Source organism: Kribbella sp. ALI-6-A (assembly GCF_001984195.1).
Taxonomy (GTDB): Bacteria; Actinomycetota; Actinomycetes; order Propionibacteriales; family Kribbellaceae; genus Kribbella.
In genome coordinates this window covers 367244-393662 of sequence record NZ_MTQN01000012.1, presented here as the reverse complement: position 1 = coordinate 393662, position 26419 = coordinate 367244, and the positions used below count along the sequence as shown (strand labels likewise).

Below are 26419 nucleotides of genomic sequence, written 5' to 3'. Positions count from 1 at the left end.
ATCGTCACCCGTGATCTTCGGCGATCTCCGGTGTCAGTTGGTCCCAGTCCGTCACGATCGGGGCCAGCTCCCCGCGCAACCACAACGGCAGCTGGTCGTGGTGATGCTCGTCGCCCAGTACGCCGGACGCTCCCAGCGGCACGCACCATCCGCTCTTCGTGCGGTCGCCGAGGTCCCACGCGTATCGGGCCACCGACGCCCGGACGCACACGTCCGTCACGCCGGGAACGCTCGTCGTGGACAGCACGCAGTGGTGGTCGCCGGACAGTGCGAGATCGATCGGCTCCTCACCGCGCGCGAACAGCGGACCCCGGATCACCTGCAGCGGCGACAGCTGATGGGTCTCACCCCACGGTCCCCGCGGCTTCTTCGCGGCGACCTCCTCCAGCGCGTCGCGGGCGAGGGCAGGAACGTCGATCGGCAGCAGGTCTGTCGCCAGCAGGTTCTCCAGAGCGAACGCGACATGCGTCAGCAGGTCGAGGTACGGCTGGAACATCTCCGGCGCGTCGACCTCCTCGAGCGCGGCCAGCGCCGGATGCTCGGCGATGCGCCGGCTGAGCGACCGCCGGACCGCGGCGAAGCTCGACGCCGTCGTACTGTTCGCGTCCATCCGCCGGTCCCAGGCCGACAAGCGGTCACGCAGCTCGACCGCCTCGGCGGACAGGTCGGGCAGATCAAGCAGCAGGTCGAGGATGCTGCCGGCCGATCCCAACCAGCTGTCGGTGTGCACGGTCGGCATGTCCTCGACCGTCCATCCGGCCCGCGCGGTGAGCAGCTCGCGGATTCGGCGGGACCGGTGCGGCGCGGCGAACTCGACCCCCAGCGGCGCGGCCAGTTCCCGCGCGTTCGCCATCACGGCGACCCCGTCGACCGTTGCCCTCGGCATCGGATGGATCCAGCCGTCCCACTCGTGTTCGCGCTCCCAGCCCGGTACGACGCGCAGCCCGTTCTCCGCGTCACGCAGCGGAACCAGTCCCGCCGTTCGGTGCAACAGCCCGCCTGACGTGTCCGCGGCGAGCACGACGTTGACCGGTTCGATCCACTCGTCGAACGCCGTGTCGATCCCGCCGACAGTAGTTGCCCGCAGCAACTGCGGAAGGGCCGTGAAGCCGAGCCGGCCGGTGACCCGCGGGGGATACCGCAGGCTGACCGCGCGATCCGCGTCCGGCCCACCGATCACCACCGGCCCGCGCGCGGTCTCGATCACCTCGACCTGCACCGCGTCCCCGCCCCGGACCTCGACCGTCTCCGGGTGCCTCTCGGCGACCTGCCACCCGTCGGGCCCGAGCGCCTCCACGCCGTCGGCGGTCCGCCGAAGTCGTTCGTCGTAGAGATCCTGGTAGTCGGCCGACGCGTTGGTGATCGCCCACGCGACCTCACCGGCATGCCCGAAGTGCGCCACCCCGGGAACACCGGGCACCGCCAGCCCCAGTACGTCGTACTCCGGGCAGGCGAGCCGGATCTGCTGGTAAACACCCGGGCTCTCGACGTACCGGTGCGGGTCACCCGCGACCAGCGCCGTACCGGTCGCGGTCAGCTCGCCCGGGATCAGCCAGCCGTTGCTGCCCGACGTCCGCGGTCCTTCGCTGGTGAACAGGTTCATCGCCGCGTCACCAAGATGTCGCGCGACGTGCTCCCGCCAGAGCTTGGAGGGGAAGCCGGTGAACAGGATGTGCGCCGCCGCCCAGATCCCGAGCGGTGCCCACGGCTCCCACCTCCCCGGTACGACGCCGGCCGCCGCGAACTCGGGAGCCCGCGCCGCTCCCGCCGGCAGGCCCGCGTTGACCCCGTCGACGTACGCCTCGACCCACTCCCGGGTCGCGTCGTCCAGCTCGCGGAAACACCGTTGCGCCGTGTCGGCCAGCCGGGCCTGCCGGGCGAAGGTGTCCCAGGCGACTGCTTCCGGCCCGAGAAAGGCTGCCGTCTCGCCGAGCATCCGGCGGCGCGCCGCTTCGATCTGCCAGGCGCGGTCGGCCGCCACGTTGCGTCCTTGCAGGCGAGCCAGTTCGAGATGGTCGCCGGCCCGCAGATGCGGCACTCCCCAGGCGTCCCGGTAGACCGTGGCGTTCACGCGTGTCCTTTCGGGCGGACCGACAGCTCAGCGGCTGTGCAGTGGTCGACTGCCCGTCCATTCTCGGCGACGGGCGTGTCTGACACCCGTTCCGGGTTAGCTTGGTCAGGTGATCCGTCCGATCAATCCGGCCGACCCCGGGCTCGCTCCGCGGTTGCTCGACGTCCAGCACCGCGCGTACGCCGTCGAGGCCGCTCTGATCGGCTTCGACGGCATCCCACCACTGCAGGAGGACCTGGCCGGCCTGATGGCGTCGACCGAGCACTGGCTCGGCTGCTTCGAGGACGACCAGCTGGTCGCCGCGGTCGCCTACGAGTTCCCCGACCACGAGACCGTCGACATCACCCGCCTGGTCGTCGACCCGGCGTACGCGCGCCGCGGGCACGCGCGGGCGCTGCTCGACGCCCTCGACGACCTGGAACCCCGCGGCGTCTCGCTGGTCTCCACCGGCACCGCGAACACCCCGGCCGTCAACCTCTACCTCGGCCGGGGCTACCGGGAGACCGAGCAGGTCGAGGTCGGGCCGGGGGTCCGCATCACCAAGTTCCGCCGCGAACGCGTGCTCTGATCAGTCCGCCGACAGGCTCAGCGCGGTCCACGAGACGGCCGGCAGCGTGACCGTCAGCTGTCCGTCCTCGAGCTTGACGGTGTCGTTGGCCTGCGGGACCACGCGGTCCGGCTGGGCGGCCGAGTTCACCGCGAGGCGGTCGTCGTCGGCCATCGTCAGCGCCTCCCGGACCGAGGTCACCCCGGCGCGGCCGAGGTCGACGGTGACGGTGATCGGCGTGTCCAGCGACCGGTTGACCAGGAAGACCGCCAGCTTGCCCTCGTCGTACGTCGCCACCGCGTCCACCGCGGGCACGTCGCCGAACTTCTCGGTGGGCACGGTCGGCGACGACGTCTCCACTCGGAGCACCTGACCGGCGGCCAGCCGGGAGGTGATCGCGAACGGGTGGAACGTCGGCTGCCGCCAGGCGGGGCCGTCCGGCTCGGTCATGATCGGCGCGATCACGTTCGCCAGTTGCGCCAGGCATGCGACCGCGACCCGGTCGCTGTGCCGCAACAACGAGATCAGTAAGTTGCCGACGACCACGGCGTCGGTGAGGTTGTACTCGTCCTCGATCCGCCGCGGCGCCACCTCCCAGGCGTCGGCCGGGCCGTCGGTCAGCCGGGAACGGTCCTTGTACCAGACGTTCCACTCGTCGAACGAGATGTCGATCCGCCGGTCGCTCTTCAGCTCGGCCCCGACGTGGTCCGCGCTGGCGACCACCGCGTCGATGAAGCGGTCCATGTCGACGGCCGACGCCAGGAACGACGCCGGGTCGTTGTCGTCGTCGCCGTAGTAGGCGTGGCAGGAGATGTGGTCGACCAGCTCGTAGCACTCCTGCAGCACCTCACGTTCCCAGGTGCCGAAGGTCTTCATCCCGGAGCCGGACGAGCCGCAGGCGACCAGTTCGAGGTCGGGCTCGACCATCCGCATCGCCCGCGCCGTCTCGGCCGCGATCCGGCCGTACTCGGTGGCCGTCTTGTGCCCGATCTGCCAGGGCCCGTCCAGCTCGTTGCCCAGGCACCACAGTTTGATCCCGTACGGCGACGCGGTGCCGTGCTCGGCGCGCAGGTCCGACAGCGCCGTACCGCCGGGGTGGTTGGCGTACTCCTGCAGGTCGAGGGCTTCCTGGACGCCGCGGGTGCCGAGGTTGATCGCCATCATCGGCTCCACCCCGGCCTTCGCGCACCAGCGGATGAACTCGTCCAGGCCGAACTGGTTGGTCTCGATGCTGTGCCAGGCCAGCTCGAGCCGGCGCGGGCGGTCGGCCTGCGGGCCGACCCCGTCCTCCCAGCGGTAGCCGGAGACGAAGTTGCCGCCGGGGTAGCGGACCAGCGAGACGCCGAGCTCGCGGGTCAGCTCCAGCACGTCCTTGCGGAAGCCGTCCTCGTCGGCGGTCGGGTGGCCGGGCTCGTAGATCCCGGTGTAGACGCAACGGCCCATGTGCTCGACGAAGGTGCCGAAGGTGCGCCGGCTGACCGGGGCGACGGTGAACGAGGGATCGATGGACAGTGAGGCAGAAAGCACGAGGGAATGCTCCTTGGTGGTAGACCGCGGTGAGGTGGTGCGGTGGTTCAGCCCTTGATGCCGGCGTCGCCGACACCACGGACGACGTGCCGCTGGAACAGCGCGTAGACGATCAGCAGCGGCAGTCCGCCGAGCAGGGCCGAGGCCATGATCTGGGCGTAGCGCAGGCCGTAGGAGCCCTGCACATTGGCGAGTCCGACCGGGATCGTCATCATCGACGGGTCGGTGGTCACGATGAAGGGCCACAGGAAGTTGTTCCAGGCCCCGATGAAGGTGAAGATGCCGACGGCCACCAGGATCGGGCGCGACATCGGCACCATCACGGCCCAGACGATCCGCCAGCGGGTCGCGCCGTCGACCCGGGCGGCGTCCTCGTAGTCGCGGGAGATGCCGTCGAAAAACTTCTTCAGCACGAACACCATCACCGGCGCGACCACCTGCGGCAGCACGATGCCCCAGTAGGTGTCGACCAGCCGCAGGGCGGTCATCTCCTGGAACAGCGGCACGATCAGCACCTGCGGCGGGACCAGGATGCCGGCGATCAGCAGGCCGAACATCACCTTCCGGCCCGGGAACGTCGTGCGCGAGAACCCGTACGCCGCCAGCACCGAGACCAGCAGGGTCAACCCGGTCACCAGCACCGCGACGATCGTGCTGTTGAAGAACCAGCGCAGCAGCGAACCCTGCTCGATCACGCTGCGGTACGCGTCGACGGTGGGATCCGCGGGCAACCAGGTGATCGGCGTCCGGGTGGTCTCCGGCTCGGGCTTCAGCGACGTGTCGAGGGCCCACAGCAACGGAGCCAGCCAGACGACGGCCAGCAGCAGGGCGCCGACCGCGATCGCGACCTTCGGATAGCTGAGCCGGTTCGTCATCGGTCCGCCTCCTTCCGGCCGGCGAAGAGCTTGAACTGGGCCACCGAGACGATCACGACGATCAGGAAGAACAGGTACGAGACCGCCGAGGCGTAACCGATCCGGTAGCTGGTGAAGCCGCTCTCGTAGATGTACTGGATGATCGGCCGGGTCGCGTGGTTCGGGCCGCCCTCGGTCATCAGGTAGATCTGGTCGAAGATCGTCAGCGACGCGACCAGTTGCAGGACGACGATCAGGCCGGTGGTCCGGCTGAGCATCGGCAGCGTGATCCGGAACAGTTGCTGCGGGCCACTGGCGCCGTCGATCGAGGCCGCCTCGTACAGCTGCGCCGGAATGCCCTGCAGCGCGGCCAGGTAGAGCAGGAAGTTGAACCCGACGGTCCACCAGACCGTCGTGATCACCACCGCCAGCATCGCCCGGTTCTCGGTGTTCAGCCAGTCGATCTCGGCGAACCCGCCGGACGTCAGCAGCCCGTTCACCAGGCCGAAGCCGGGCTGGTAGATCCACACCCAGATCAGCGTCACGACGGTGGCCGGCAGCACGAACGGCGCGAAGTACGCGAACCGCAGGAACCAGCCGAACACCCCGCGCCGGTTCGCCAGCAGCGCCATCACCAGGGCGGTCAGGACCAGCGGCGGCGTACTCATCGCGGTGAAGACCAGCGTGTTCTTCAGCGAGTCCCAGACCGCGGGATCGCCGAACAGCTCGCGCCAGTTCGCCAGGCCGAGGAATTCCTGCTTCACCCCGGCCAGACTCGTGTTGAAGAAGGAGTTCCACAGCCCGGCCAGGGTCGGCCAGAGCAGGAAGAACAGGAAGAACAGCCCGAACGGCGCGACGAAGAACAGTCCGCCCCAGCGCTCGGTCCAGGGTGGACCGCTACGTGGTGGCGACGACGTGGTGTCCGGCGTACGGGGGCGGGCGGGTGTCTGCACGGCCATCGGGTCAGCTCCTGTCAGACCGGGGACGGGGTGTCGAGCAGCTTCCGGGTGGCGGCCTTGAACTGGTCGAGCGCCTGCCGCGGCGTCGAGGTGCCCGAGTACACCCCCGAGAACGCGGCCCCCGCTTCGTTCTGCAGCTGCGCGCCCGAGCCGCTGAACCACGCGTCCGGGTCGTACAGCACGTCCGGCGCGACCGAGCGGTACTCGGCCTGCGGCTTCAGCGCCAGGTACTCCGGGCTCGCGACCACCGGCTGGTACGCCGGGATGTGGCCGCCGGCGGCCCAGTCCGCGCTGTTCTTCAGCATCCAGGCGATGTACTCGACCGTCGCCGCGGTGTCCTCGGCGCGGCGGTTCGCCTGGTGCGGCAGCACGAAAGTGTGCGCGTCACCGGCGAACTTCGGCACGTCGTACACGACCGGGAACGGCGCCATGCTGAACGGCATCTTCGCGGCCTGGTACGTCGTGACCTCCCACTCGCCGTTGAAGCTCAGCCCGGCGTCGCCGTTGCTGAACTGCGCGACCAGTGCGGCGTAGTCGGCCGACTTCGGGGTCAGGCCGTCGGCGGCCAGTTTCGCCATCAGTTGCAGGGCTTCCAGCGCCTTGGCGTCGTCCAGCACCAGCTCGCCGGACTCGTCGAGGAACTGGCCTTCGAGCTGGCCGTAGAGCGTCCACCACAGCCGCCACGGGTTGGTCGTCTCGACCGACGCGGCGAACTTGCCGGTGACGTCCTTGACCGCCTTCAGCATCTCGAGGAAGGCGTCGACGCCCTTGACGGTCGTGATCCGGCCGTCGGGTCCGAGCAGCCCGGCCTTCTGGCAGATCTCGGTGTTGTAGTAGAGCACGAACGGATGCTGGTCCAGCGGTACGGCGTACAGCTGACCGTCGACCAGACAGCGCTGCCAGGTCTCGGGCAGGAAGTCCTGCTCGGTGATCCCGGCCTTGGTCAGCAGGTCGAGCGGGATCGGGTCGAGCATCGTGGTCGGGCTGAAGCCGCGCAGCCGGGACAGGTGCAGGGTGGCGACCTCGGGTGCCCGGCCGCCGGCGGCGGACATCGCCAGCTTGGTGTAGAACGGCGGGCCCCAGGCCAGGGTGTGCGCCTCGAACGCGATGTCCTTGTGCTCGGCAACGAACTTGTCGTGGATCTGCAGCAGCCGGGCGCCGTCGCCGCCGCCGAACAGGTTCCACTCGCGGACCCGGGCGCCGGAGCTGCCGATCGAACCGCAGCCGGTGAGTGCGGTCGCGCCCGCGAGGCCCAGAGCACCGGCCAGCAGCGTCCGGCGCGTTGGTTTGTGAACGGTCATGGTCGTCTCCCCTGAGGGCGGTGGAGCACGCTGTGACATCGATGATCTACATCGGTGATCTACATCGGTGTAGAAGGATGATGCCCGTGGTCCTCAGGGGCGTCAAGACCTCGCCGCGGTCAGTGTCCGGATGTGGACTCGCGCACGTGCAGCGCGTACCGCGCGACCACCTCGCGATGCTCGGTGTCGTCGCCGTTCATCCGGCCGACCAGGATGTCCACCGCGGTGGCGGCGATCTGGCGGCGGCCCGGGTTGACCGTGGTCAGGCTCGGGATGCTGTAGCTGGCCTCGTCGATGTCGTCGAACCCGGCGACGGCCACGTCGTCAGGAACCCGGACGCCGTGCTGGATGAGCACCCGCAGCGCCCCGAGTGCGAGCGTGTCGTTGAGTGCGAGCACCGCGTCGAACTTCTCGCCGGAGGCGATCAGCGCTTCCATCGCCTCCGCGCCGGTCCGGCGCTGCCAGGGATCGGCGGGCATCGCGAGCCGGTCGATCGGCTCCAGGCCGGCGTCCGTCAGCGCGGACGCGAAGGCGCCGTACCGGATCGCGGCGGTGCCGACCCGTTCGCCCGGATGGATGCCGAGCACGGCGATCCGGCGGCGGCCGAGCGCGAGCAGATGCTCGGTGACGGCCCGGGTGCCGGCGACGTTGTCGATCATCACGTGGTCGGCCGGGCCGTGGAACATCCGTTCGCCGAGCAGGACCATCGGGGTCGCGGTGCGCAGGTGCTCGATGTCCTCCTGCCCGAGGGCGAGCGGGCTGAACAGCAGACCGTCGACGAGGTGGCCGCGCGGCCGGTGCAGAGTGGTGAGCTCGCGGTCGCGGAGGGCGTTGGTCTGCTCGATCACCACGGTCAGGCCGTGCGTCTCCGCCGCGGTGATCACGGCGTCGGCGAGCTCGGCGAAGTACGGCTGGCTGAGCTCGGGCACGGCCAGCCCGATGATGCCGGTGCGGCCGGACTTGAGGTTCCGGGCGGAGATGTTCATCTGGTAGCCGAGGGCCTCGATCGAGGCGAGCACCCGGGTGCGGGTCTCCTCGCGGATGAACGGGTAGCCGTTCATCACGTTGGACACCGTCTTCGGCGACACCCCGGCATGCTGTGCCACGTCCCGCATGGTCACTGCCACAAGCTGCCCTCCGTGTCGTCGATGCTCCTCCGACACGGTAGTCGACAGCTTGGACGTGAGCTGTGCAGCGACTCGGAGCTTCGGGTACGCCCGGTCTGCCGCATTCCGGTGGCGAGCGCCGAATCAGCGCTCGCAGCTCATCACGCGTCCTTCGTCCCGGGCGCCACACCGTACGGCGGGCGGTTCAACGGGGTCAGCTTGACGCCGGACCGGCGGGCCTTGTCGACGATCGCGTCCTCCGGGCGGCCGAGACGCAGGCCGATCACGCACGGCGGGATGTTGTCCGCTGCCAGCTCCTCGAGTTCGGCCAGTTCCTGCGTCGTCCAGGGTTCACCGGCGTTCCGGATCGACTGCGGCAATGCCATCTGTCTCACTTCTTCGCTGGTCGGGGGATCTCTCTTTTCCGGTTCCCGCGCGCGCGGTGGATAAAAGTGTTCGGGGGAAGAAACACGCTCCGTAAGTTCACTACCACTCTTACTGATTGAACTTCGAACGGCTTGTGGAGGAATTAGTGGGGGTCAACCAACGATTGGTCCGCCCCTACAATGGCCTGTCATGGGGACGCTCCTGGGGATGACCACGTTCGTGCTGCACAAAGTCGGTGTGGCCGGACGGCGGGAGATCGCGGAGCGCCTGGCGATCCGCCCGGGCATCACCGTGTGGCAGTTCGCCGCCCTCGCCGAGCTGGCCGATCAGGGCCCGATGGCCCAGAACACCCTCGCGGGCGGACTGGGCCTCGACCCGAGCGACACGGTCCGGCTGATGGACGAGCTGCTGGCGGACGGCCTGGTCTCCCGCGAACGCGACCCGGACGACCGTCGCCGCTACCGCATCGCCCTCACCTCGCTGGGCCGGCGGACCTTCACCACCGCCCGCGGTGTGGTGACCAAGGTGGAGAACTCGACCCTGGCCCCACTCACCCCCAACGAGCGGGCCCAGCTGCTCAAACTGGCGGGTAAGGTCCATGCGGCCCTCAACTCCAGCAAGTAGGCCCGTCGGCCTCGACGCCATCAAGGAGGACGGTGGGATGCGTTCGATTCCACCCTCGGTTCAGCTGGCGGCGCGATCCGCGAGGGGACGCCGGCGGCGGCCCGGATCGACGATCGAGATCGGCTTCCACGCGCCGTCCGGCGGATAGAGATCGGTGCCGGGCGGGACGATCTCGTCGATGCGGTCGAGGACGTCGTCGTCCAGCGTCAGATCGGCGGCCTTGAGCGTGCTCTCCAGGTGCTCCATCGTGCGCGGCCCGGTGATCACCGACGTGACGGCGGGGTGCGAGACGACGAAGGCGAGCGCAAGCTCGGGCAGCGTCCGGCCGAGCCCGTCGGCCACCTCGATCAGCTGCTCGAGCGCGTCGAACTTCGCCGCGTTGCCAGGGATCGCCGGGTCGAACCGGAACGGCGTGAGCGCCGCCCGGCCCGCGGTCAGATCCACTGGCCGGCCCTTCCGGATCCTGCCCGACAGGAAGCCCGACGCCAGTGGGCTCCAGGTCAGTACGCCCATGTTCAGCCGCTGCGCCGTCGGCAGCAACGACCGTTCGATCCCGCGCGCGATCAGCGAGTACGGCGGCTGCTCGGTCCGGAACTTGCCGAAGCCCCGCCGTTCGGCCACGTGGTAGGCCTCGACGATGTCCTCGGCCGGGAACGTCGAGCACCCGAACGCGCGGATCTTGCCGGCCCGGACCAGGTCGGTGAGCACCGACAGCGTCTCCTCGACGTCCGTGCGGTGGTCCGGCCGGTGCACCTGGTACAGGTCGATCCAGTCGGTGCCGAGCCGGCGCAGGCTGTTCTCGACCTCGGTGGTGATCCAGCGCCGCGAGTTGCCGCCGCGGTTCGGGCCCTCGCCCATCGGGAAGTGCACCTTCGTGGCCAGGACGACGTCGTCGCGGCGGCCCTTCAGCGCCTTGCCGACGATCTGCTCCGACTCGCCCGCGGAGTACATGTCCGCGGTGTCGACGAAGTTGATGCCCTGGTCGAGCGCGGCGTGAATGATCCGCGCGCTGTCGTCGTGGTCCGGGTTGCCGACCGCGCCGAACATCATCGTGCCCAGGCAGTGCACGCTGACCTCGATCCCGGTCGCGCCAAGAGTGCGGTAACGCATGCGGCAAACTCCTCAGTCCGTGGGGTATGCCCGAAACCTAGGAGCTAGACCTCGCTCTAGGTCAACCTGCGCAACGAAGGAGCAAGTCCATGGCGGTCGCCGACTACGCCCATCTGTGGGAACCCCGGCCGGGCTGGCTGAACACCGCGTCGTACGGGCTGCCGCCCCGGCCGGCCTGGGAGGCGCTGCAGGTGGCGCTCGCCGACTGGCATGTCGGCGCGACCAGTTGGGAGCCCTGGGACGCGTCGACGGTCCGGGCGCGGGAGTCGTTCGCGCGGCTGATCGGCGCACCGGCCGCGGACGTCTTCGTCGGCAGCACGGTCTCGGCGGCGCTCGCGCCGATCGCGGCGGCGCTGCCCGACGGAGCGAAGGTGCTGACCGACTCGGTGGAGTTCACCTCGAACGTGTTCCCGTGGCAGGTGCACGCCGACCGCGGGATCGAGGTGGTGACGGCGCCGAGCGAGGACTTCGTCGCCGCCATCCGGCCGGGTGTGGACGTGGTCGCGGTCAGCGTCGTCCAGTCGGCGACCGGTACGGTGCTCGACCTTCCGGCGGTGGTTGCCGCCGGCCGGCGGATCGGTGCGTTGGTGGTGCTGGACGCGAGCCAGGCCGTCGGCTGGCTGCCGCTCGACGTCACCGGCGTCGACGCTTTGGTTGCCCACAGCTACAAGTGGATGATGGCGCCGCGCGGCGCGACGTTCGGCTACCTGTCGCCCGCGCTCCGTGACCGCTGCCGGCCGCTGCACGCCAACTGGTACGCCGGTTCGTCGTACTACGGCGCCACGATGGAACTGCCCGCCGACGCCAGGGCCTTCGACCAGTCACCGGCCTGGTTCAGCTTCGTCGGCGCCGCGCCGGCGCTGGAGCTGCTGGAGGAAATCGGGATCGCGGAGATCCACCGCCACAACGTCGCCTTGGCCAACGAGTTCCGCGCTGGGCTCGGGCTCCCGCCCAGCGACTCCGCGATCGTCAGTGCGGACGTCCCCGGCGCCGACGAGGCGTTCAAGGCGGCCGGCGTACGGGCCGCCGTACGGGACGGTCGGCTGCGGGCGTCGTTCCACGTGTACTCGACGCGGGCCGACGTCCAGCTCGCGCTCGACGCGCTCAGCTGACCGCTGTCCTCGAGTCCGCCGGCTGGTCGTCGGTCGAGTGGGCGACCGGGATCGTCCAGAGACAGTCGGCAGTGCCCTGGCTGAGGTGCTGCTGGTAGATCTCGACCTTGTGGGTGATCACGTCGAGGCAGGCGGTGAGCGCGGCCAGCTGCTGCTCGACGTGCTGCTGGTGGCTCTGCAGCAGCGCCAGCCGCTCGGACTCGTTGCCGGGACCCTGCCGGACCAGGTCGGTGTAGCGACGGATCGTGTCCAACGGCATCCCGGACGAGCGGAACCGGATGCACATCTCCAGCCAGTCGACGTCGTCCTCGCTGTAGACCCGGCGGCCGTTCGACTCCCGCCGGACCGGCTCGGCGAGGATGCCTTCGCGCTCGTAGAAGCGCAGGGCGTGCACGCTCAACCCGGTCCGCTCCGACACCTGCCCGATGCTCAGCCCGTCGTTCATCTGGTCAGGGTAACCGCGGCGGGGGAGCGGGCGGGTCGCATTTTCGATGGGGTCAGAACGGCCAGACGCAGACCCCGGGGTCGAGTGGCAGGAGGCGAGCGGTGATCGCGGTGGGGCCGGGCTCGATGATCGCCAGAGCGTCGGCGGCGGCCGCGCCTCGGAGCATCGCGGATCCGGCGTGGCCGACCGGTACGGCGCCGTCGCGGGTGATCCGGACCGGGACCAGGCGGGTTCTGGCCGGGTGTCCGGCCAGGCCGCCCTGGATCGGGGCCACGGGCAACCTGGGGAGGGCGAGCCCGCGCATTCGGTGCAGCACGGCGATGCTCAGGGTGAGGAAGGCGGTCAGCGCGGCGAACGGATTGCCTGGTAGGCCGATCACCAGTCGACCGTCGGTGAGGCGGGCCAACGCTTGCGGGTGCCCTGGTCGGCAGGCGACTCCGTCGATCACCATCTCGGCGTCCAGCCCCGACAGCGCCGCCCGCAGGTGATCAGCCGGGCCGGCCGCTGACGACCCGGAGACGAGAATCAGCTCGGCTTCGCACGCTTCCAAGGCATTTCGCAGAGCCTGCCGGGAATCGGCCAGGTGAGTCACCCCGCAACAGCTCGCCTCCGCCCGTTCGATCAGCCCGGGCAGCATCGGCCCGATCGCGTCCCGCACCCGTCCAGGTCCCGAAGCCCCACGGCGCACCAGCTCGTCACCGGTGACAAACGCGGCGACCCGCGGCTTGGGAATCACCGTCAGCCGATCCAGCCCGACCGCAGCCGCCAGCCCGAGCACCGACGGCTCGATCCGGACACCCGCCGGCAGTAACAGTTCCCCAGCAGCACACTCCTCACCCGCCCGCCGGATGTTCCGCCCGCCCCCACCTGGGGCGTCGAGGGGGGAGGGGGAGCCGAGCGCGCCCGGTCCCGGCTCGGAGCGGGCGCTGGGGCTGTGGAAAGGGGAGCCTCCCTTGTCCACCTCGGGTCCGGCTGGGGCAGGGGCCACTCGCACGATGCCGTGTTCGATGCGCGCTTCCTCGTCGGGCAGCACCTCCGTCGTCCCCGCGGGGACCGTGGCGCCGGTGACTACCGCGTAGGCCTGGCCGTCGGCCAGTTCCGGTCGCTGGTCGGAGCCGGCCAGAACTGTGCCTACCAGTTGCCAAGGGCCCACACCGGACACGGCGTAGCCGTCCATGGCGGAGCGGTCCACCGGAGGCACCGCGCCCGGGGCCACGAGCGGCGTGGCCAGTGTAGTTCCGGCGGTCGCCGACAGGGGCAGTGAACGTGGCGCCAGCGGGACCGCGGTTGCGTGGGCGAGGGCGCGGGCTACGTCCCAGGCCAGAGGTGTCGCCGCCTGCCAGTGGCTGGGATCAGGCACCAGGCGCCTTCAGGCGTTCGGCAGCGAGCGCGGCGACGGGGTCCAAATCCTCGGCGCCCGCCTCGACGTGGGCCACCAACGCGGCTTTCATGCGTGGGTCCCACACCGCGCGGATGTGGTTGACGATCGCGAGCGCCGCCACGTCGGCCGGTTGGTGGGCGAACTGCCGGGCGATCTCGTTCGCGAGCCGGACGTGCGGCGGCAGCGTGGTCGCGCTCATCGCCGGCCCACCGCGACGGTTGCGGGGGCGGCGCCCGACGGCTCGACGATCAGATCGACCTGGACCGCGGTCACCTTGTACTCCGGGCAGTTCGTGGCCCAGTCGGAGTTGTCGGTGGTGATCACGTTCGCGCCGGTCACCGGGTGGTGGAAGGTGGTGTAGCAAACCCCGACCGGCATCCGGTCCGACAGCTTCGCGCGCAACGTCGTCCGCCCGACTCGGCTGGCCAGTGCCACGACCGAGCCGTCGACGATTCCGCGGACCTCCGCGTCGTGCGGATGCAGCTCCAGCACGTCCTCCGGATGCCAGGCGACGTTCGCCGTACGCCGGGTCTGTGCACCCACGTTGTACTGCGACAGGATCCGTCCGGTGGTGAGGATCAACGGGTACTTGCGCGTCGACCGCTCGGTCGTCGGCACGTACACGGTCTCCATGAACCGGCCCTTGCCCCGGGTGAACTCGGCCGCGTGCATGATCGGCGTACCGTCGGGTTTGTCCAGGTTGCAGGGCCACTGGATCGAGCCGGCCTCGTCGAGCCGGGCGAACGACACTCCCATGAACGTCGGCGTGGTGAGCGCGATCTCGTCCATGATCTGGCTGGACGACGCATAGTGCATCGGGTAGCCCATCGCCTGGGAGAGCTCGCAGATGATCTCCCACTCCTGCTTGCCGGTGCGCGGCGCCATCACCGGCCGGACCCGGTTGATCCGCCGTTCGGCGTTGGTGAACGTGCCGTCCTTTTCCAGGAACGATGTCCCCGGCAACAACACGTGCGCGAACTTGGCCGTCTCGTTGACGAACAGGTCCTGGACGACGAGCAGCTCGAGTGCGCCCAGGGCGGCGAACACGTGCGCGGTATTCGGATCGGACTGTGCGATGTCCTCGCCCTGCACGAACAATGCCCGGAACGATCCGTCGATCGCGGCGTCGAACATGTTCGGGATCCGCAGCCCCGGTTCGTTCAGCAGCGGCGTACCCCAGAGCTGCTCGTAGACCTCACGAGCACCGTCGTCGGAGACGTGCCGGTAGCCGGGCAGCTCGTGCGGGAACGAGCCCATGTCGCAGGAGCCTTGTACGTTGTTCTGGCCGCGCAGCGGGTTCACCCCGACGCCCGGCCGCCCGATGTTGCCGGTCGCCATCGCCAGGTTGGCCATCGCCATCACGGTGGTCGAACCCTGGCTGTGCTCGGTGACGCCGAGACCGTAGTAGATCGCGCCGTTGCCGCCGGTCGCGTACAACCGGGCCGCCGCGCGGATCTCGCTCGCCGGTACCCCGGTGATCTGCTCGACCGCCTCCGGGCTGTGTTCCGGCTGCGCGATGAACGTTTCCCACTCGTCGAATCCCTCGCACCGGGACTCCACGAACGCGCGGTCCACCAGCCCTTCGGTGACCACCACGTGCCCGATGGCGTTGACGACGGCGACGTTCGTGCCAGGCGCCAGCGCCAGGTGGTGGGCCGCCTCGATGTGCGGTGACCGGACCAGATCGGTACGCCGCGGGTCGATGACGATCAGCTGGGCACCTTGGCGGATCCTCTTCTTCATCCGCGAACCGAACACCGGGTGCGCGTCGGTCGGGTTGGCGCCGATCACGAGGATCACGTCGGCGTCGTCGACCGACTTGAAGTCCTGCGTCCCGGCCGATTCGCCGAAGGTCTGCTTCAGTCCGTATCCGGTCGGCGAGTGGCAGACCCGGGCGCAGGTGTCGACGTTGTTGTTGCCGAAGACCGCGCGGACCATCTTCTGGACCACGTAGACCTCTTCATTGGTGGTCCGCGAGGAGGTGATCCCGCCGATCGAGCCCGGCCCGTGCTGTGCCTGGATCTCGCGCAGCCGGCGCGCGGTGAAGCCGATCGCCTCGTCCCAGGACACGGTTCGCCACTCGTCCTCGATCGAGTCGCGCACCATCGGCGCCAGCACCCGGTCGGGATGGTCGGCGTATCCGAAGGCGAACCGGCCCTTCACGCAGGAGTGGCCTTCGTTCGCCCCGCCGTTCTTGTACGGCACCATCCGGACCAGCTCGTCGCCCCGCAGCTCGGCCTTGAACGAGCAGCCGACCCCGCAGTACGCGCAAGTGGTGATCACCGAGCGGGTCGGTATACCGAGCTCGATCACCGACTTCTCCTGCAGGGTGGCGGTCGGGCACGCCTGGACGCAGGCGCCGCAGGAGACGCAGTCGGACTCCATGAACGAGACCCCGGCGCCGGCCGCGACCTTGGAGTCGAAGCCGCGGCCCTCGATGGTCAGCGCGAGTGTGCCCTGCACCTCGTCGCACGCCCGGACGCAGCGCGAGCAGGAGATGCACTTGCACGCCTCGAAGTCGAAGTACGGGTTGGAGGTGTCGGTCGGCAGCTCCAGGTGGTTCGCGCCGGCGCCCACGCCCGAGCCGTACCGGACCTCGCGCAGGCCGGTGACGCCGGCCATGTCCTGCAGCTCGCAGTCGCCGTTCGCCGAACAGGTCAGGCAGTCCAGCGGGTGATCGGAGATGTACAGCTCCATCACGCCGCGGCGCAGCTTGCCGAGCTTCTCGTTCTGGGTGCGCACGACCATGCCCGGAGCGACCGGGGTGGTGCAGGAGGCCGGCGTACCGCGGGCACCGTCGATCTCGACCACGCACAGCCGGCAGGAGCCGAAGGCCTCCAGGTTGTCGGTGGCGCACAGCTTCGGGATGTCGACGCCGGCCTGTTTCGCCGCGCGCATCACCGACGTCCCTGGTGGCACGGTGACGGCGATGCCGTCGACGGTCAGCTCGACGGTGGCGTCGCCGGGGCGGGCCGGCGTACCGAAGTCAGGTTCCTTGAGCAATGTCATGCGTGGAAGTCCTCTCCGAAGTGGCGGACAGCGCTGCGGACCGGCAGTGGCGTGAGGCCGCCCATCGCGCACAGGGAGCCGTCGGTCATCAGGTCGCACAGGTCGTCCAGCAGGACGAGGTTCTTGCGCCGGTTGTCGCCGGCCACGATCCGGTCGATGGTCTCCACGCCGCGGACCGCGCCGACCCGGCAGGGCGTGCACTTGCCGCACGACTCCTCGGCGCAGAACTCGAACGCGAACCGGGCCATCGCGGCCATGTCCACGGTGTCGTCGAACACCACGATCCCGCCGTGGCCGACCATCGCGCCGGCTGCCGCGAACGCCTCGTAGTCCATCGGCAGTTCGAACTGGTCGACCGGCAGGTAGGCCCCCAGCGGCCCACCGACCTGGACGGCGCGCACCGGCCGGCCCGACGCGCTGCCGCCGCCGAGGTCGTTCACCAGCTCGCCGAGCGTGATCCCGAACGCCGTCTCGACGACCCCGCCGCGGGCCACGTTGCCTCCGAGCTGGAACACGCTGGTGCCGAGCGATCGCCCCACTCCGTACGCCGCGTACGCCGCGGCGCCGTGGGCCAGGATCGTCGGGATCGTTGCCAGCGACAACACGTTGTTGACCACGGTCGGGCGGCCGAAAAGCCCTTCGAGTGCTGGGATCGGCGGCTTCGCGCGGACCATGCCGCGTTTGCCCTCGAGGCTTTCCAGCATGCTGGTCTCCTCGCCACAGATGTAGGCGCCCGCGCCGACCCGGACGTGCAGGTCGAAGGTGAGGCCGGAGCCCAGGATGTCCCGGCCGAGCCAGCCGTGCTCGCGGGCGGTGGCGATCGCGGCGTTCAGCGCCTCGACGGCGTCGGGGTACTCCGAGCGCAGGTACACGTAGCCCTCGGTCGCGCCGACGGCGTACGCGGCGATCGTCATGCCCTCGATCAGCACGAACGGGTCGCCCTCGATCAGCATCCGGTCGGCGAACGTGCCGGAGTCGCCCTCGTCGGCGTTGCAGCAGACGAACTTGAGGTCGGACTCGGCACCGAGCACCGTGCGCCACTTGATCCCGGTCGGGAAGCCGGCGCCACCACGGCCGCGCAGGCCGGACGTGACGACCTCCTCGACCACCTCGGCCGGCGTCATGGTGAGCGCACGCCGCAGTCCCTGGAAGCCGTCGTGCTCGGTGAAGTCGCCGACCGACCGTGGATCGACCACGCCGACGCGGGCGAACGTCAGCCGCTGCTGCTTGCGCATCCACGGCAGTTGCTCGGTCAGGCCGAGATAGGCGGGCTCGGCGCGGGCGCTGCCGGTCAGCATGCCGGCGGCGACCAGTCCGTCCACGTCCTCGGGCGCGACCGAGCCGTAGCCGACGCGTCCGGCCGGGGTCTCCACCTCGACCAGTGGCTCCAGCCAGAGCATGCCGCGCGAACCGGTCCGTACCAGGTCGAGCTCGAGGCCGGCCGTGCGAGCCGCCGCGACGATCCGCTCGGCGACCTCATCGGCGCCGACCGATTTCGCCGCCATGTCCCGCGGTACGAACACCCTGGCCGGGCGAGGCTTCCGCGTCATCGGGCGTCCCCGAGGATCGCGTCGAGGCGAGCCGGAGTGACACGGCCGTGGATCCTGCCGCCCACCTGGACCGCCGGACCGAGGGCACAGTTGCCCAGGCAGAACACCTCGTCGACGGTCAGCCGGCCGTCGTACGTCGTCTCGCCGAAGCCCAGCCCGGTGGTGCGTTCGGCGTGATCGGCGAGTGCGACACCGCCGACGGCCCGGCACGCCTCGGCCTGACAGATCCGCACGGTGGTGCGCCCGCCCGGCTCACGCCGGAAGTCGCGGTAGAAGGTGACCACGCCGTGCACCTCGGCCACCGACAGGTTGAGCACGTCGGCGATCACCGGTACGTCGGTCTGGCTGATCCAGCCGAATTCCGCCTGGACAGCGTGCAGGATCGGCATCAGCGCACCCCGCAGTTCGCGAAGCTCTGTGGCGATCGCGCGGACGCGATGCGGACGCCCGGCGCCGGGCACTGGGGCGGAGTCCGTGGCGGGGATCGTCATGTCTCAACGGTCGCGGCCCGATCACCACCGGTCAAAGCGATCCTCCCTATGGGGCGATAGGCAAGCACTATCAGGCTGCGGTCCACCGGGGCTGGAGTCGATGCGCGATGGGTTCAATCGGCGCCGCGCGTGGGACTCCCGAGCAGGACGGCGAATCCGTCGAGGTGGCGGGCCAGGCTGTACTCGAACATCCGGTCCAGATCGGCGGCGATACCGGCCGGGGTGGTGGCGAGCAGCGGGAAGCGGCCGAGCAGCTCGTCGGCCCGCTCCCGCTGGTTGAGCCACCACAGGTCGAGCGTCACGCCGGTCTCCTGTTCCGCTTCGATCTCGTTCGCCCGGGAGAGAGCGGCGGTGACGACGAGGGTGTGCAGCGTCAACGCCTCCCGCGTCATGGTGGTGATGGACAGTCCGAGTCCGTCCAGCGCTCTCAAGGTCCATTCGGTCTGGGCCATCAGGTTCGGCAGCAGGACCGGCCGGGTGAACGAGATCGCCCGGGGCAGCCAGTTGTGTCGCCGGCACAGCTCCCACTGCAGCCGGGAGATCAGTTCGAGCTTGGCGCGCCAGCCTTCCGGTCCCGGGTCGGGCAGTTCGATGTCGCCGAACACCTCGTCGGCCAACTGGGCCAGGAGTTCGTCCTTGCCGTCGATGTGCCGGTAGAGCGACATCGGTCCGACACCGAGCTCGACGGCGAGGCGGCGCATGGAGACCGCTTCCAGTCCTTCGCGGTCGGCGATCGCGATCGCTGCCCTCAGGACTCGCCTTCTCGTCAGTCCTTGCCGGGGCCCGCGGGCCGGCTGCCGTACCTGCTTGCTGACCACGGTGCCCGAGCCGACCTTCGTCTCCACCAGTCCGTCGTCCCGCAGGCCGGCGAGCACCTTGGTCGCGGTGGCGATCGCGACGCCTTCGTTCTGCGCGAGCTGCCGCACCGACGGCACCCGGTCACCGGCTCGCAGCTCGCCGGTCAGGATCCGCGCCCGCAGCTCGTCGAGGATTCGTTCGGAGGGAGACGTCATGGCTGAAGTGTACTAGTTCACTGGTGACACTTCATCTTCTTGTAAAGGCGATTCGGGGGATCAGACGGCGAGTGGTCGATACGGTGTACGCATGATCAGACAAGCCACCGGCATCGAGTCGACCACCGTGGTGGACATCCTCACCGAGGCGTTCACGGACGATCCGCTCGTCGGCTGGCTCTTCCCCGAGCCGGCCGGCCGGGCACAGTTGCAAGCGCGCTTCTACTACTTCCAGCTCGCCGACCCGGCCGCCGAGGCGTACCTGATCGGCGGCAACCAGGGTGCGTCGTTGTGGAAAGCAACAAACGCGGCGACGGACGCTTCCGCTCCGGCGGTGGACCTGGAGGCGGTCTTCGGGGCGGCCGGTGATCGGTTGCGGGCCCTCGGGCAGGCGCTCGCGCGAGTGCGGCCGGCGCAGCAACACCTCTACCTGTCCTGCATGGGCGTGGTCGGCGACCGGCGGGGCGCCGGCCTCGGGTCGACCCTGCTCCGGCACCGGCTGGACCGCGCGAACGTGGCGGCGTACCTGGAGGCGAGCTCGCCGCGCAGCCGTGCCCTCTACCTCCGGCACGGATTCGAAGATCTCGGCGCTCCGGTGCAGGTGGCGGACAGCCCGCTGCTGTGGCCGATGTGGCACCCGGCAACGAAGGAGAACAACTGATGACCTCACCGACGGTGATTGTTGTGCACGGCACCAACTCGTCCTCGCTGTGGTGCGCGGGGCTGGTCCGGGAACTGACGCTGCGGGGTGTGCGCAGCGTCGCGCTCGACCTGCCCGGGCACGGCGAGGAGGCGTTCTACCCACGCTCGTACCAGGCCCCGCAGGATCTCGGCGCGCTGGCGACGGAGCCCTCGCCGCTCGCGAAGTTCACCATCGACGACTATGTCGAGCGGGTGGTCGACGTCGTACGACGGGCCCGTCGGCAGGGTCCGGTGATCCTCGCCGGGGCGAGCCAGGGCGGGATCACCCTGAGCCGCGTCGGGAACGCCGTACCGGAACTGCTGGACCGGGTGGTGTACATGGCGGCGTACTGCTGCGTCGACCTGCCGAACCTCACGGCGTACCTGGAGACGCCGGAGAACAGCGAGAGCCTGCTGCACCTGGTGCAGGCGGCGATCGTCGCCGACCCCGCGGTGCTGGGGGTCACGCGGCTCAACTGGCGCTCCGCCGATCCGGCGATCTTCGAAGGGGTGCGGCAGTGCCTGGCCGGTGACTTCACCGACGAGGAGGTGAGCCGGCTGCTCAACCGGCTCGAGCCCGACGAGTCCGCCACGATCCCGCTCGCCGACGGCCGCGGGCGGGCGGAGACCTGGGGCCGGATTCCCCGGACCTACGTGCGGTTCACCCAGGACCGGTTGATCCCGCTCGCGCTGCAGGACCGCTTCATCGCCGAGGCCGACCGGCTCACCCCGGACAACCCGACCGACGTGCGCAGCATCGACGCACCGCACGTCGGGCCGTTCGACCGGCCCGACCTCGTCGACATCCTGGCCGGTCTCGCTCAGCCGTGAGTGGACAGCACCGGGCGCACGACCGGTCCGTAGATCGCGTGCGCCTGGTGCTCGGTGAAGGCCCAGTAGCGGTCGCCGAACGACCAGTGCCACCACTCGGTCGGATAGTTCACCAGCCCGGCAGCGGTCAGTACGTCGGCCAGCAGCGCGCGGTTGGTTCTCGCCTCCCGGCTGATGTTGGCCGCGTCGAAGAAGCAGGCGCCGTTGGACTGCTCCGGCGTCGCGTCGATCGGCGTCCCGAGGTCGAACGGGCCGTGCTCGCCGATCAGGGTCAGGTCGACGGCCGCGCCCGCGACGTGCGGTGCGACCTCGACCGGCGAGACGAAGCGGCTGGCCAGGACGTGTGCCTCGTCGTCAGGGATGCCGGGGTTGAGCTCGGCCAGTTCGGCGCGGTAGGCGTCGTAGATCTGCTGCTGCAGCGCGAGGTCCCGCAAACCCTCCACGACGTACAGGCGGACGCCGGTCGGCAGGAAGCTGTCCGCGATCGCGAGCCGGTCCGCCAATCCCTCGCGGACGAACTGGCGATCGCGCGCGAGCACGCCGCGCCCGTACAGGTCGACCAGCGGCTCGCCGCTCTCGATCGCGGGGATCCGGGTGATCCGGTCGTCACTCAGCAGCACGGGCATGCGCGGTCTCCAGCAAGTTCTGTACGACGTCGGGGTAGGACAGCCCGGCGGTCGCCCACATCCGGGGAAACTGCGAGGCGGGAGTGAAACCGGGGAAGGTGTTGATCTCGTTGACGACCGGGTCACCGTCGGCCGGGAGGAAGAAGTCCACCCGGGCGAGTCCGGCACAGCCCAGCGTCTCGAACACCTCGATCGCCGTCCGCCGTAAGGTCGCGGCCAGTTCGGCCTCCAGCGGTGCCGGTACGACGAACTGGTCCCCGGCGCCCTTCGCGTACTTGGCGGTGGTGTTGAAGAACGGCTGATCCGGATCGCTGTGGATCTCCAGCGCGGGCGCGGCCTCGACCCGGCCGTCGGGGAACTCCATCACCGCGAGGTCGATCTCGCGGCCGAGCATCTCCTGCTCGACCAGGACCTGGCGGTCCAGCGCGGCCGCCGTGGCGATCGCGTCGGCCAGCGCGGCTGGCTCGGTCACCCGGGTGACGCCGAAGCTCGAACCACCGTTGCCGGGCTTGACGAAGACCGGGAAGTCCAGGCTGGCCGCCTTCAACTGCTGGTGAGCGGCCTCGGGATCACGCAGGTCGGCGCCGCGCAGCGTGATCCCGGGCGTCACGGGCAGACCGTGGGCGCGCAGGACGGCCTTGGCCAGGTGCTTGTCGAGGCCGACGGCGCTCGCCGCGACGCCGCTGCCGACGTACGGGACCTTCAGCTGCTCGAGGAATCCCTGGATGACGCCGTCTTCGCCGCCTTGTCCGTGCAATGCCGGTACGGCGACGTCGCAGGCCTGGAGCAGCTCGATCGCCTCGTGCTGCCCGTCGCGCCAGGTGCCGTCGGCGTCGATCACCAGCGCGATCACGGTGTGGCCGAGTTCGGCGGCCGCGTCGGCGATGCCCTGGCCACTGGCCAGCGACACGTCGTGCTCGGGGCTCGCGCCGCCACTGATCACTGCGACCTTCACCGGGATGCCTCCTCGTAGCGGCGCGGCACCCGGGATCCGAGGCCGCAGTAGATCTCGTGCGGGATGGTGCCGGCCCACTGCGCCCAGTCGGCTGCGGTGGGCTCCCCGTGGTCGCCGGGACCGAAGACGATGACGGGTTCCCCGGGCTCGACCGGGATGTCCCCGGCATCGACCAGGAACTGGTCCATGGCGATCCGCCCACGGACGGGCATCCGGACGCCCCGGATCAGCACGCTCGCGGCGGGCGATGCCGGGTTAGCGCTCGCCCTCGCGGGGTGCGCCGGGTTCGCGCGCCCGCTCGCGGGGTGCGTGCCTCTGCCCGCGCCCACCGACCCACCCCCCGTCCCCGCGGAGCGGGGGATCCCGTCGGCATACCCGAGCGGGATCAACGCGATCGTCGTGTCCGTCGGCGTCACGTAGTCGTGGTTGTACGAGACTCCTTCGCCGGCGCGGATCCGGCGGACCTGCGCGACCTTGGTGACCAGCCGCATCGCCGGCCGCAGTCCGGTGCCCAGCTCGTCGATGCCGTAGAGGCCGGCGCCGATCCGGACCAGGTTGCAGTCCGGGGCGTCGAGGGTGAGGGTGCCGGCGGAGTTGGCCAGGTGGATCACGGACGGCTCGAGCCCCGCGCGCCGGGCCAGAGCGACCCCGGTGCGCAGGAGCCCGAGCTGGCGACGGCTGTGCGTCGCGTCGAGCTCGTCCCCGTGCGACAGGTGCGACCAGATGCCGCGGACCTTGACCGCGCCGAGCGCCTCGTAGTGCGCGGCCGCCCGGGTCAGCTCGATCCACTGGTCCGGCGTACTGCCCCCTCGGTGCAGGCCGGTGTCCAGCTTGAGGTGAACGTGATGCACGCTCGGCGCGGACACCACCTGCTGCAGCTCGGCGACGGTCGCCACGCTGACGTCGACGTCGGACAGCCACATCAGCTCGGTCGCGTCGTACAGCCAGGCCAGGATCGGGACGGTCAGGCCGGCCGCGCGCAGTTCGAGTGCCTCGTCGGCGCGGGCGACGCCCAGCCAGGTGGCGCCGGCGTCGACGGCCGCCTTGGCGATCTGCACCGCGCCGTGCCCGAAACCGTTGGCCTTGACGACGGCCAGCACTTCGGTGCCGGGCCGCAGTCGTTGCCGGAAGCCGCGGACGTTCGCCTTGACCGCGCCGAGATCGACCGTCGCCTCCGCCAGACCGAGGCAGGCACGGGCCGGACTCTGGACCAGGTTCATACCGGTCATTGTTGTTTCCGGCAACGAGGTACCACATCGGATCAAGGGCGGATGTTGCCGGTGGCCCGCGTACGACCGTGGTAGCACGCCGGCCGGCGGCCGGCCATCCCTTAGGACGACCGGTTCGCCGCGCGGGGCCGCTGTCATCGTTCGTTCGTCGTGGATCGGCGAGCGGGCCAGTATCCCGGCGCCGGCACCGGGGATACTGGGCCGGTGGAGGCAACCGATCACCTGCGCGACTCCCTGGCCGCCGCCGTCGCGCTGGCCAACACCTTCGGTGGCGAGTTCGCCCAGGGCCGGATCCGTCCGGCCGGTGACGAGGCCGGAGTCGAGGCTTCGCTTCGGCTGACCACGCGGCGGATCCCCACGATCGACCTGCCCACCTTCGCCGCCGGCGGACGCGACCTGTACGCCGTACTGCGGCTGCTGCTCGACGGCGACACCGATGCCGCCGCCGACGGGGTGAACGCGTTGCTCGAGAGCACCCGTGCTGCTCCTCGTCTGGTCCGCGAAGGAGATGCGCTCTGGCATCTGCACTTCGTGGGCCCGGGCGTCTCGGCGGCCACCGGATGGATCGCCGAGCTGGCGACCGCGGTCGCGATGCTGGTGGGCAGCGATGCCTCCCGGCTGCGGAGCTGCGGTGCCGATCGGTGCGACAACCTGTTCCTGGACACCACGCGCAGCCGGACCCAGCGCTTCTGCTCGACGTCCTGCCAGAACCGCAGCAAGGTCGCCGCGCACCGGGCTAGGCGGCTCTAGCCGTCAGCATTGTTGCTAGAGGCACCCAACCGAGCGTGCGGTAGAGCCTGGCTCCATCAGCCGTGGCCATCAGCAACCCCGTCGTCGCATCCCGGGCCAGCGCGCGCTCAGCCAACGCGTGCATCACCACACTGCCCAGGCCCTGGCGCCGAAACGACGGGCTGGTGTGCACGTCATGCACCACCGCGTCCTCGCCGATCACCGCGGCCATCCCTCGAGCGGCCTCCGCTGCGCTGACGGGCGCCCGGACCGCGACGCGCTCCAACGGCCCTTCCGTTGCCGTCACCACCGCGTGCTGGGTCGGAGGGGCGGGATGATCGCGCAGGTCGGCCGTCATCAGGAGGTTGCGTTCCGTGAAGAGTTCAAGACCGGCTGACTCCAGCTCGGCGGCGACCTCGTCCGGCTCCTGGGTGGTGACGGTGAGCCAGGTCGGCCGCGCGGCGTGCAGGACCTCGTCGATCCACGGGGCGAGCGCCGTACCGGGCAGGGTGAAGAGCTCGCGGTGGCGGTCGGGCAGGCCGAGGGTGACGTCGAGGGCGGCGTGGCGGTCGACGGCCGGGGAGAGGCCGCGGCACAGCCCCCAGCCGTACTGCCAGCGGCGGAGCAGTTCATCCATGGGTAACTGTCTATCACGAGATAGAAAGTTACTGAGAACTTAGCTGCCCAGCACGAAGGTCTGGATCGCGATCACCGCGGCGCCGCGGGCCCACTCGTGGAAGTCGGGGTCGAGCAGCACGATCGGGGGATCGGTCGACTCCGGATGCCGGTCGGTCCGTAGTCCGGCCTGCAGCGCGTCGTGAGCGACCTCGACCAGCCGGACGCCCTCGCCGCCGAGCACGACCCGGTCGGGCAGCGTGAAGTTGGCGGCGGCCGCGATCAGGTGCCCGAGCGCCTGGCCGGCGCGGTCGATCACCCGGCGGGCGGCGGGCTCGCCCTCGACCGCCAGGTCCAGGCATTCGTCGTACGTGACCTCGCGGCCGAGGGCATCGCCGATCTCGCGGGTGATGCCCTGCGTGGTGAGCAAAGTGCTGGCGCAGCCGACGTGGCCGCGCTCGCAGCGCACGCCGTCGGACAGCAGGGGGTGGTGGCCGATCAGGCCGAGGCTGGAGTCCGGGCTGTCGACGATCTGGTCGTGCACGACCAGGCCGTAGCCGACGCCGGCGCCGATGGTGATCAGGCAGAACCGGTCGGCGCCGCGTCCGGCCCCGAACCAGTGGGTCGCCGCGGTGAGCGCGGTGAGGTCGTTGGCGACCACCACCGGCACGTCGCTGTGCGCGCTCATCAGCTCGCCGAGCGGGACGTCCGTCCAGTCGAGGAACGACGCGTGTCGCACGTTGTTCTTGCCGGTGACCTGGCCGCCGAGCGAGATGCCGAGGCCGCTGAGCTCACCGTCCGGGCGGTGAGCGGCGAGGGTCTTGGTCAGCTCCGTGATCGTGGCGGCGACCGCGGCCGGGCTGTGGTCGGGCAGCGGCAGCTCGGCGGTGGCGATCACCTCGGCCCGCAGCGTCGTCAGTACGCCGACCGCGTCGTCTCCGGTCAGCTTGATCCCGACGAAGTGGTGCGCTGCCGGAACGATGTCGAGCGGCTGCGACGGCCGTCCCACCCGCGGATCGGTCGGTCCCGCGGTGACCTCGACGAGCAGGCCCGACTCCAGCATCGGTTTCGTGATCCGGGTCAGGCTGCCCGGCGACAACCCGACCCGCCGCGACAACTCGGCGCGCGACAGCGGCCCGTCCAGCAGGATCTCCAGCGCGACCCGGTGAGCCGGCCCCGCCAGCGGCTGCCACCCACCTGTCACCCGATGTCCCCCGTTCGCGCCGATTCCACTGCGACGCAGAATACGCAATCCGCACCGCCGGC

Annotated in this window: 26 protein-coding genes; 6 read left to right on the top strand and 20 right to left on the bottom strand. The window is 70.3% G+C overall.

Annotated elements, in window-relative coordinates:
• Nucleotides 1-4: 4 nt before the first annotated feature.
• On the bottom strand, nucleotides 5-2071 hold the full coding sequence (locus BWI15_RS28505) for a penicillin acylase family protein (protein ID WP_077017641.1): 2067 nt from the start codon (nucleotides 2069-2071) through the stop codon (nucleotides 5-7).
• A 109-nt stretch (nucleotides 2072-2180) separates the two neighbouring features.
• Between BWI15_RS28505 and BWI15_RS28500 the strand changes: the two genes are divergently transcribed.
• Entirely contained in the window at nucleotides 2181-2639 is a 459-nt protein-coding gene (locus BWI15_RS28500; RefSeq protein ID WP_077017640.1) for a GNAT family N-acetyltransferase, read from the top strand.
• Here the strand turns inward: BWI15_RS28500 and arfA are convergent, their stop codons facing one another.
• The 6 genes from arfA to BWI15_RS28470 form a co-directional block, all read right to left on the bottom strand.
• Nucleotides 2640-4145 (bottom strand): arabinosylfuranosidase ArfA, encoded by a 1506-nt coding sequence (arfA, locus tag BWI15_RS28495; RefSeq protein WP_077017639.1) that lies wholly within the window; start codon nucleotides 4143-4145, stop codon nucleotides 2640-2642. It abuts the gene before it with no gap.
• Nucleotides 4146-4192: 47 nt separating this feature from the next.
• Nucleotides 4193-5020, bottom strand: a complete 828-nt coding sequence (locus tag BWI15_RS28490) for a carbohydrate ABC transporter permease (RefSeq protein WP_077017638.1) — start codon at nucleotides 5018-5020, stop codon at nucleotides 4193-4195.
• Nucleotides 5017-5958, bottom strand: coding sequence for a carbohydrate ABC transporter permease (locus BWI15_RS28485; protein WP_077017637.1), 942 nt, complete (start codon nucleotides 5956-5958; stop codon nucleotides 5017-5019). Before BWI15_RS28485 ends, BWI15_RS28490 begins: the two co-directional genes overlap by 4 nt.
• A gap of 14 nt (nucleotides 5959-5972) precedes the next feature.
• Nucleotides 5973-7259 (bottom strand): extracellular solute-binding protein, encoded by a 1287-nt coding sequence (locus tag BWI15_RS28480; RefSeq protein ID WP_077017636.1) that lies wholly within the window; start codon nucleotides 7257-7259, stop codon nucleotides 5973-5975.
• A gap of 119 nt (nucleotides 7260-7378) precedes the next feature.
• Complete coding sequence (locus tag BWI15_RS28475; RefSeq protein WP_077019363.1) at nucleotides 7379-8374, bottom strand: LacI family DNA-binding transcriptional regulator; 996 nt, start codon at nucleotides 8372-8374, stop codon at nucleotides 7379-7381.
• Nucleotides 8375-8526: 152 nt separating this feature from the next.
• Nucleotides 8527-8751 (bottom strand): hypothetical protein, encoded by a 225-nt coding sequence (locus BWI15_RS28470; RefSeq protein ID WP_077017635.1) that lies wholly within the window; start codon nucleotides 8749-8751, stop codon nucleotides 8527-8529.
• A gap of 190 nt (nucleotides 8752-8941) precedes the next feature.
• On the opposite strand from BWI15_RS28470, the gene BWI15_RS28465 reads away from it, so the two are divergent.
• Nucleotides 8942-9376 carry a MarR family winged helix-turn-helix transcriptional regulator gene (locus BWI15_RS28465; RefSeq protein ID WP_083751078.1) on the top strand — a complete coding sequence of 145 codons (435 nt, stop codon included), beginning with the start codon at nucleotides 8942-8944 and terminating at the stop codon, nucleotides 9374-9376.
• A gap of 60 nt (nucleotides 9377-9436) precedes the next feature.
• On the opposite strand, the gene BWI15_RS28460 is transcribed toward BWI15_RS28465, so the two are convergent.
• Complete coding sequence (locus BWI15_RS28460) at nucleotides 9437-10486, bottom strand: aldo/keto reductase (protein WP_077017634.1); 1050 nt, start codon at nucleotides 10484-10486, stop codon at nucleotides 9437-9439.
• Between the two features lie 89 nt (nucleotides 10487-10575).
• Between BWI15_RS28460 and BWI15_RS28455 the strand changes: the two genes are divergently transcribed.
• The gene (locus BWI15_RS28455) at nucleotides 10576-11598 is read left to right on the top strand and encodes an aminotransferase class V-fold PLP-dependent enzyme (RefSeq protein ID WP_077017633.1); all 1023 of its coding nucleotides are present in this window, start codon (nucleotides 10576-10578) and stop codon (nucleotides 11596-11598) included.
• On the opposite strand, the gene BWI15_RS28450 is transcribed toward BWI15_RS28455, so the two are convergent.
• The 7 genes from BWI15_RS28450 to BWI15_RS28420 all read right to left on the bottom strand — a co-directional run bounded on the left by BWI15_RS28450 (nucleotide 11591) and on the right by BWI15_RS28420 (nucleotide 19487).
• Nucleotides 11591-12043 (bottom strand): MerR family transcriptional regulator, encoded by a 453-nt coding sequence (locus BWI15_RS28450; protein ID WP_077017632.1) that lies wholly within the window; start codon nucleotides 12041-12043, stop codon nucleotides 11591-11593. The two genes, BWI15_RS28455 and BWI15_RS28450, sit on opposite strands and share 8 nt — an antisense overlap.
• 52 nt (nucleotides 12044-12095) lie before the next feature.
• Nucleotides 12096-13403 (bottom strand): molybdopterin molybdotransferase MoeA, encoded by a 1308-nt coding sequence (locus BWI15_RS28445; RefSeq protein ID WP_077017631.1) that lies wholly within the window; start codon nucleotides 13401-13403, stop codon nucleotides 12096-12098.
• Nucleotides 13396-13623 carry a formate dehydrogenase subunit delta gene (locus BWI15_RS28440; RefSeq protein ID WP_077017630.1) on the bottom strand — a complete coding sequence of 76 codons (228 nt, stop codon included), beginning with the start codon at nucleotides 13621-13623 and terminating at the stop codon, nucleotides 13396-13398. Before BWI15_RS28440 ends, BWI15_RS28445 begins: the two co-directional genes overlap by 8 nt.
• Nucleotides 13620-16433 carry a formate dehydrogenase subunit alpha gene (gene fdhF / locus BWI15_RS28435; RefSeq protein ID WP_077017629.1) on the bottom strand — a complete coding sequence of 938 codons (2814 nt, stop codon included), beginning with the start codon at nucleotides 16431-16433 and terminating at the stop codon, nucleotides 13620-13622. Before fdhF ends, BWI15_RS28440 begins: the two co-directional genes overlap by 4 nt.
• On the bottom strand, nucleotides 16430-17983 hold the full coding sequence (locus BWI15_RS28430) for a formate dehydrogenase beta subunit (RefSeq protein WP_077017628.1): 1554 nt from the start codon (nucleotides 17981-17983) through the stop codon (nucleotides 16430-16432). The genes fdhF and BWI15_RS28430 overlap by 4 nt, the downstream gene beginning before the upstream one ends.
• Nucleotides 17980-18474, bottom strand: a complete 495-nt coding sequence (locus tag BWI15_RS28425; protein ID WP_077017627.1) for an NADH-quinone oxidoreductase subunit NuoE family protein — start codon at nucleotides 18472-18474, stop codon at nucleotides 17980-17982. The genes BWI15_RS28430 and BWI15_RS28425 overlap by 4 nt, the downstream gene beginning before the upstream one ends.
• Before the next feature lie 113 nt (nucleotides 18475-18587).
• On the bottom strand, nucleotides 18588-19487 hold the full coding sequence (locus tag BWI15_RS28420) for a GntR family transcriptional regulator (protein WP_077017626.1): 900 nt from the start codon (nucleotides 19485-19487) through the stop codon (nucleotides 18588-18590).
• A gap of 91 nt (nucleotides 19488-19578) precedes the next feature.
• On the opposite strand from BWI15_RS28420, the gene BWI15_RS28415 reads away from it, so the two are divergent.
• Together BWI15_RS28415 and BWI15_RS28410 are read left to right on the top strand one after the other, a co-directional pair.
• Entirely contained in the window at nucleotides 19579-20148 is a 570-nt protein-coding gene (locus BWI15_RS28415; protein WP_077017625.1) for a GNAT family N-acetyltransferase, read from the top strand.
• Nucleotides 20148-20999: an alpha/beta hydrolase gene (locus BWI15_RS28410; RefSeq protein ID WP_077017624.1), complete on the top strand. Its 852-nt coding sequence runs from the start codon at nucleotides 20148-20150 to the stop codon at nucleotides 20997-20999. Before BWI15_RS28415 ends, BWI15_RS28410 begins: the two co-directional genes overlap by 1 nt.
• Here the strand turns inward: BWI15_RS28410 and BWI15_RS28405 are convergent.
• From BWI15_RS28405 to alr, 3 genes are read right to left on the bottom strand one after another with little or no spacing between them, the layout of a single operon-like run.
• A complete protein-coding gene (locus BWI15_RS28405) occupies nucleotides 20990-21625 on the bottom strand; it encodes a M15 family metallopeptidase (protein WP_077017623.1) in 636 nt (211 codons plus the stop codon). The genes BWI15_RS28410 and BWI15_RS28405 overlap by 10 nt on opposite strands.
• Complete coding sequence (locus BWI15_RS28400) at nucleotides 21606-22580, bottom strand: D-alanine--D-alanine ligase family protein (RefSeq protein ID WP_168197387.1); 975 nt, start codon at nucleotides 22578-22580, stop codon at nucleotides 21606-21608. The genes BWI15_RS28405 and BWI15_RS28400 overlap by 20 nt, the downstream gene beginning before the upstream one ends.
• Nucleotides 22577-23800 (bottom strand): alanine racemase, encoded by a 1224-nt coding sequence (alr, locus tag BWI15_RS28395; RefSeq protein WP_168197386.1) that lies wholly within the window; start codon nucleotides 23798-23800, stop codon nucleotides 22577-22579. The genes BWI15_RS28400 and alr overlap by 4 nt, the downstream gene beginning before the upstream one ends.
• A 213-nt stretch (nucleotides 23801-24013) precedes the next feature.
• On the opposite strand from alr, the gene BWI15_RS39545 reads away from it, so the two are divergent.
• Nucleotides 24014-24559, top strand: coding sequence for a CGNR zinc finger domain-containing protein (locus tag BWI15_RS39545; RefSeq protein WP_077017622.1), 546 nt, complete (start codon nucleotides 24014-24016; stop codon nucleotides 24557-24559).
• Here the strand turns inward: BWI15_RS39545 and BWI15_RS28385 are convergent.
• A complete protein-coding gene (locus BWI15_RS28385) occupies nucleotides 24546-25175 on the bottom strand; it encodes a GNAT family N-acetyltransferase (protein ID WP_077017621.1) in 630 nt (209 codons plus the stop codon). The genes BWI15_RS39545 and BWI15_RS28385 overlap by 14 nt on opposite strands.
• 39 nt (nucleotides 25176-25214) lie before the next feature.
• Nucleotides 25215-26357, bottom strand: a complete 1143-nt coding sequence (locus tag BWI15_RS28380) for an ROK family transcriptional regulator (RefSeq protein ID WP_077017620.1) — start codon at nucleotides 26355-26357, stop codon at nucleotides 25215-25217.
• Nucleotides 26358-26419: the final 62 nt, after the last annotated feature.

Coding starts and splice junctions, on each gene's coding strand:
- BWI15_RS28430 (WP_077017628.1), bottom strand. CDS start 17,983: ATGACGCGGAAGCCTCGCCCGGCCAGGGTGTTCGTACCGCGGGACATG.
- BWI15_RS28415 (WP_077017625.1), top strand. CDS start 19,579: ATGATCAGACAAGCCACCGGCATCGAGTCGACCACCGTGGTGGACATC.
- BWI15_RS28485 (WP_077017637.1), bottom strand. CDS start 5,958: ATGGCCGTGCAGACACCCGCCCGCCCCCGTACGCCGGACACCACGTCG.
- BWI15_RS28480 (WP_077017636.1), bottom strand. CDS start 7,259: ATGACCGTTCACAAACCAACGCGCCGGACGCTGCTGGCCGGTGCTCTG.
- BWI15_RS28405 (WP_077017623.1), bottom strand. CDS start 21,625: ATGCCCGTGCTGCTGAGTGACGACCGGATCACCCGGATCCCCGCGATC.
- BWI15_RS28490 (WP_077017638.1), bottom strand. CDS start 5,020: ATGACGAACCGGCTCAGCTATCCGAAGGTCGCGATCGCGGTCGGCGCC.
- BWI15_RS28455 (WP_077017633.1), top strand. CDS start 10,576: ATGGCGGTCGCCGACTACGCCCATCTGTGGGAACCCCGGCCGGGCTGG.
- BWI15_RS28410 (WP_077017624.1), top strand. CDS start 20,148: ATGACCTCACCGACGGTGATTGTTGTGCACGGCACCAACTCGTCCTCG.
- alr (WP_168197386.1), bottom strand. CDS start 23,800: ATGAACCTGGTCCAGAGTCCGGCCCGTGCCTGCCTCGGTCTGGCGGAG.
- BWI15_RS28465 (WP_083751078.1), top strand. CDS start 8,942: ATGGGGACGCTCCTGGGGATGACCACGTTCGTGCTGCACAAAGTCGGT.
- BWI15_RS28470 (WP_077017635.1), bottom strand. CDS start 8,751: ATGGCATTGCCGCAGTCGATCCGGAACGCCGGTGAACCCTGGACGACG.
- fdhF (WP_077017629.1), bottom strand. CDS start 16,433: ATGACATTGCTCAAGGAACCTGACTTCGGTACGCCGGCCCGCCCCGGC.
- BWI15_RS28475 (WP_077019363.1), bottom strand. CDS start 8,374: ATGCGGGACGTGGCACAGCATGCCGGGGTGTCGCCGAAGACGGTGTCC.
- BWI15_RS28440 (WP_077017630.1), bottom strand. CDS start 13,623: ATGAGCGCGACCACGCTGCCGCCGCACGTCCGGCTCGCGAACGAGATC.
- BWI15_RS28420 (WP_077017626.1), bottom strand. CDS start 19,487: ATGACGTCTCCCTCCGAACGAATCCTCGACGAGCTGCGGGCGCGGATC.
- BWI15_RS28425 (WP_077017627.1), bottom strand. CDS start 18,474: ATGACGATCCCCGCCACGGACTCCGCCCCAGTGCCCGGCGCCGGGCGT.
- BWI15_RS28460 (WP_077017634.1), bottom strand. CDS start 10,486: ATGCGTTACCGCACTCTTGGCGCGACCGGGATCGAGGTCAGCGTGCAC.
- BWI15_RS28450 (WP_077017632.1), bottom strand. CDS start 12,043: ATGAACGACGGGCTGAGCATCGGGCAGGTGTCGGAGCGGACCGGGTTG.
- BWI15_RS28385 (WP_077017621.1), bottom strand. CDS start 25,175: ATGGATGAACTGCTCCGCCGCTGGCAGTACGGCTGGGGGCTGTGCCGC.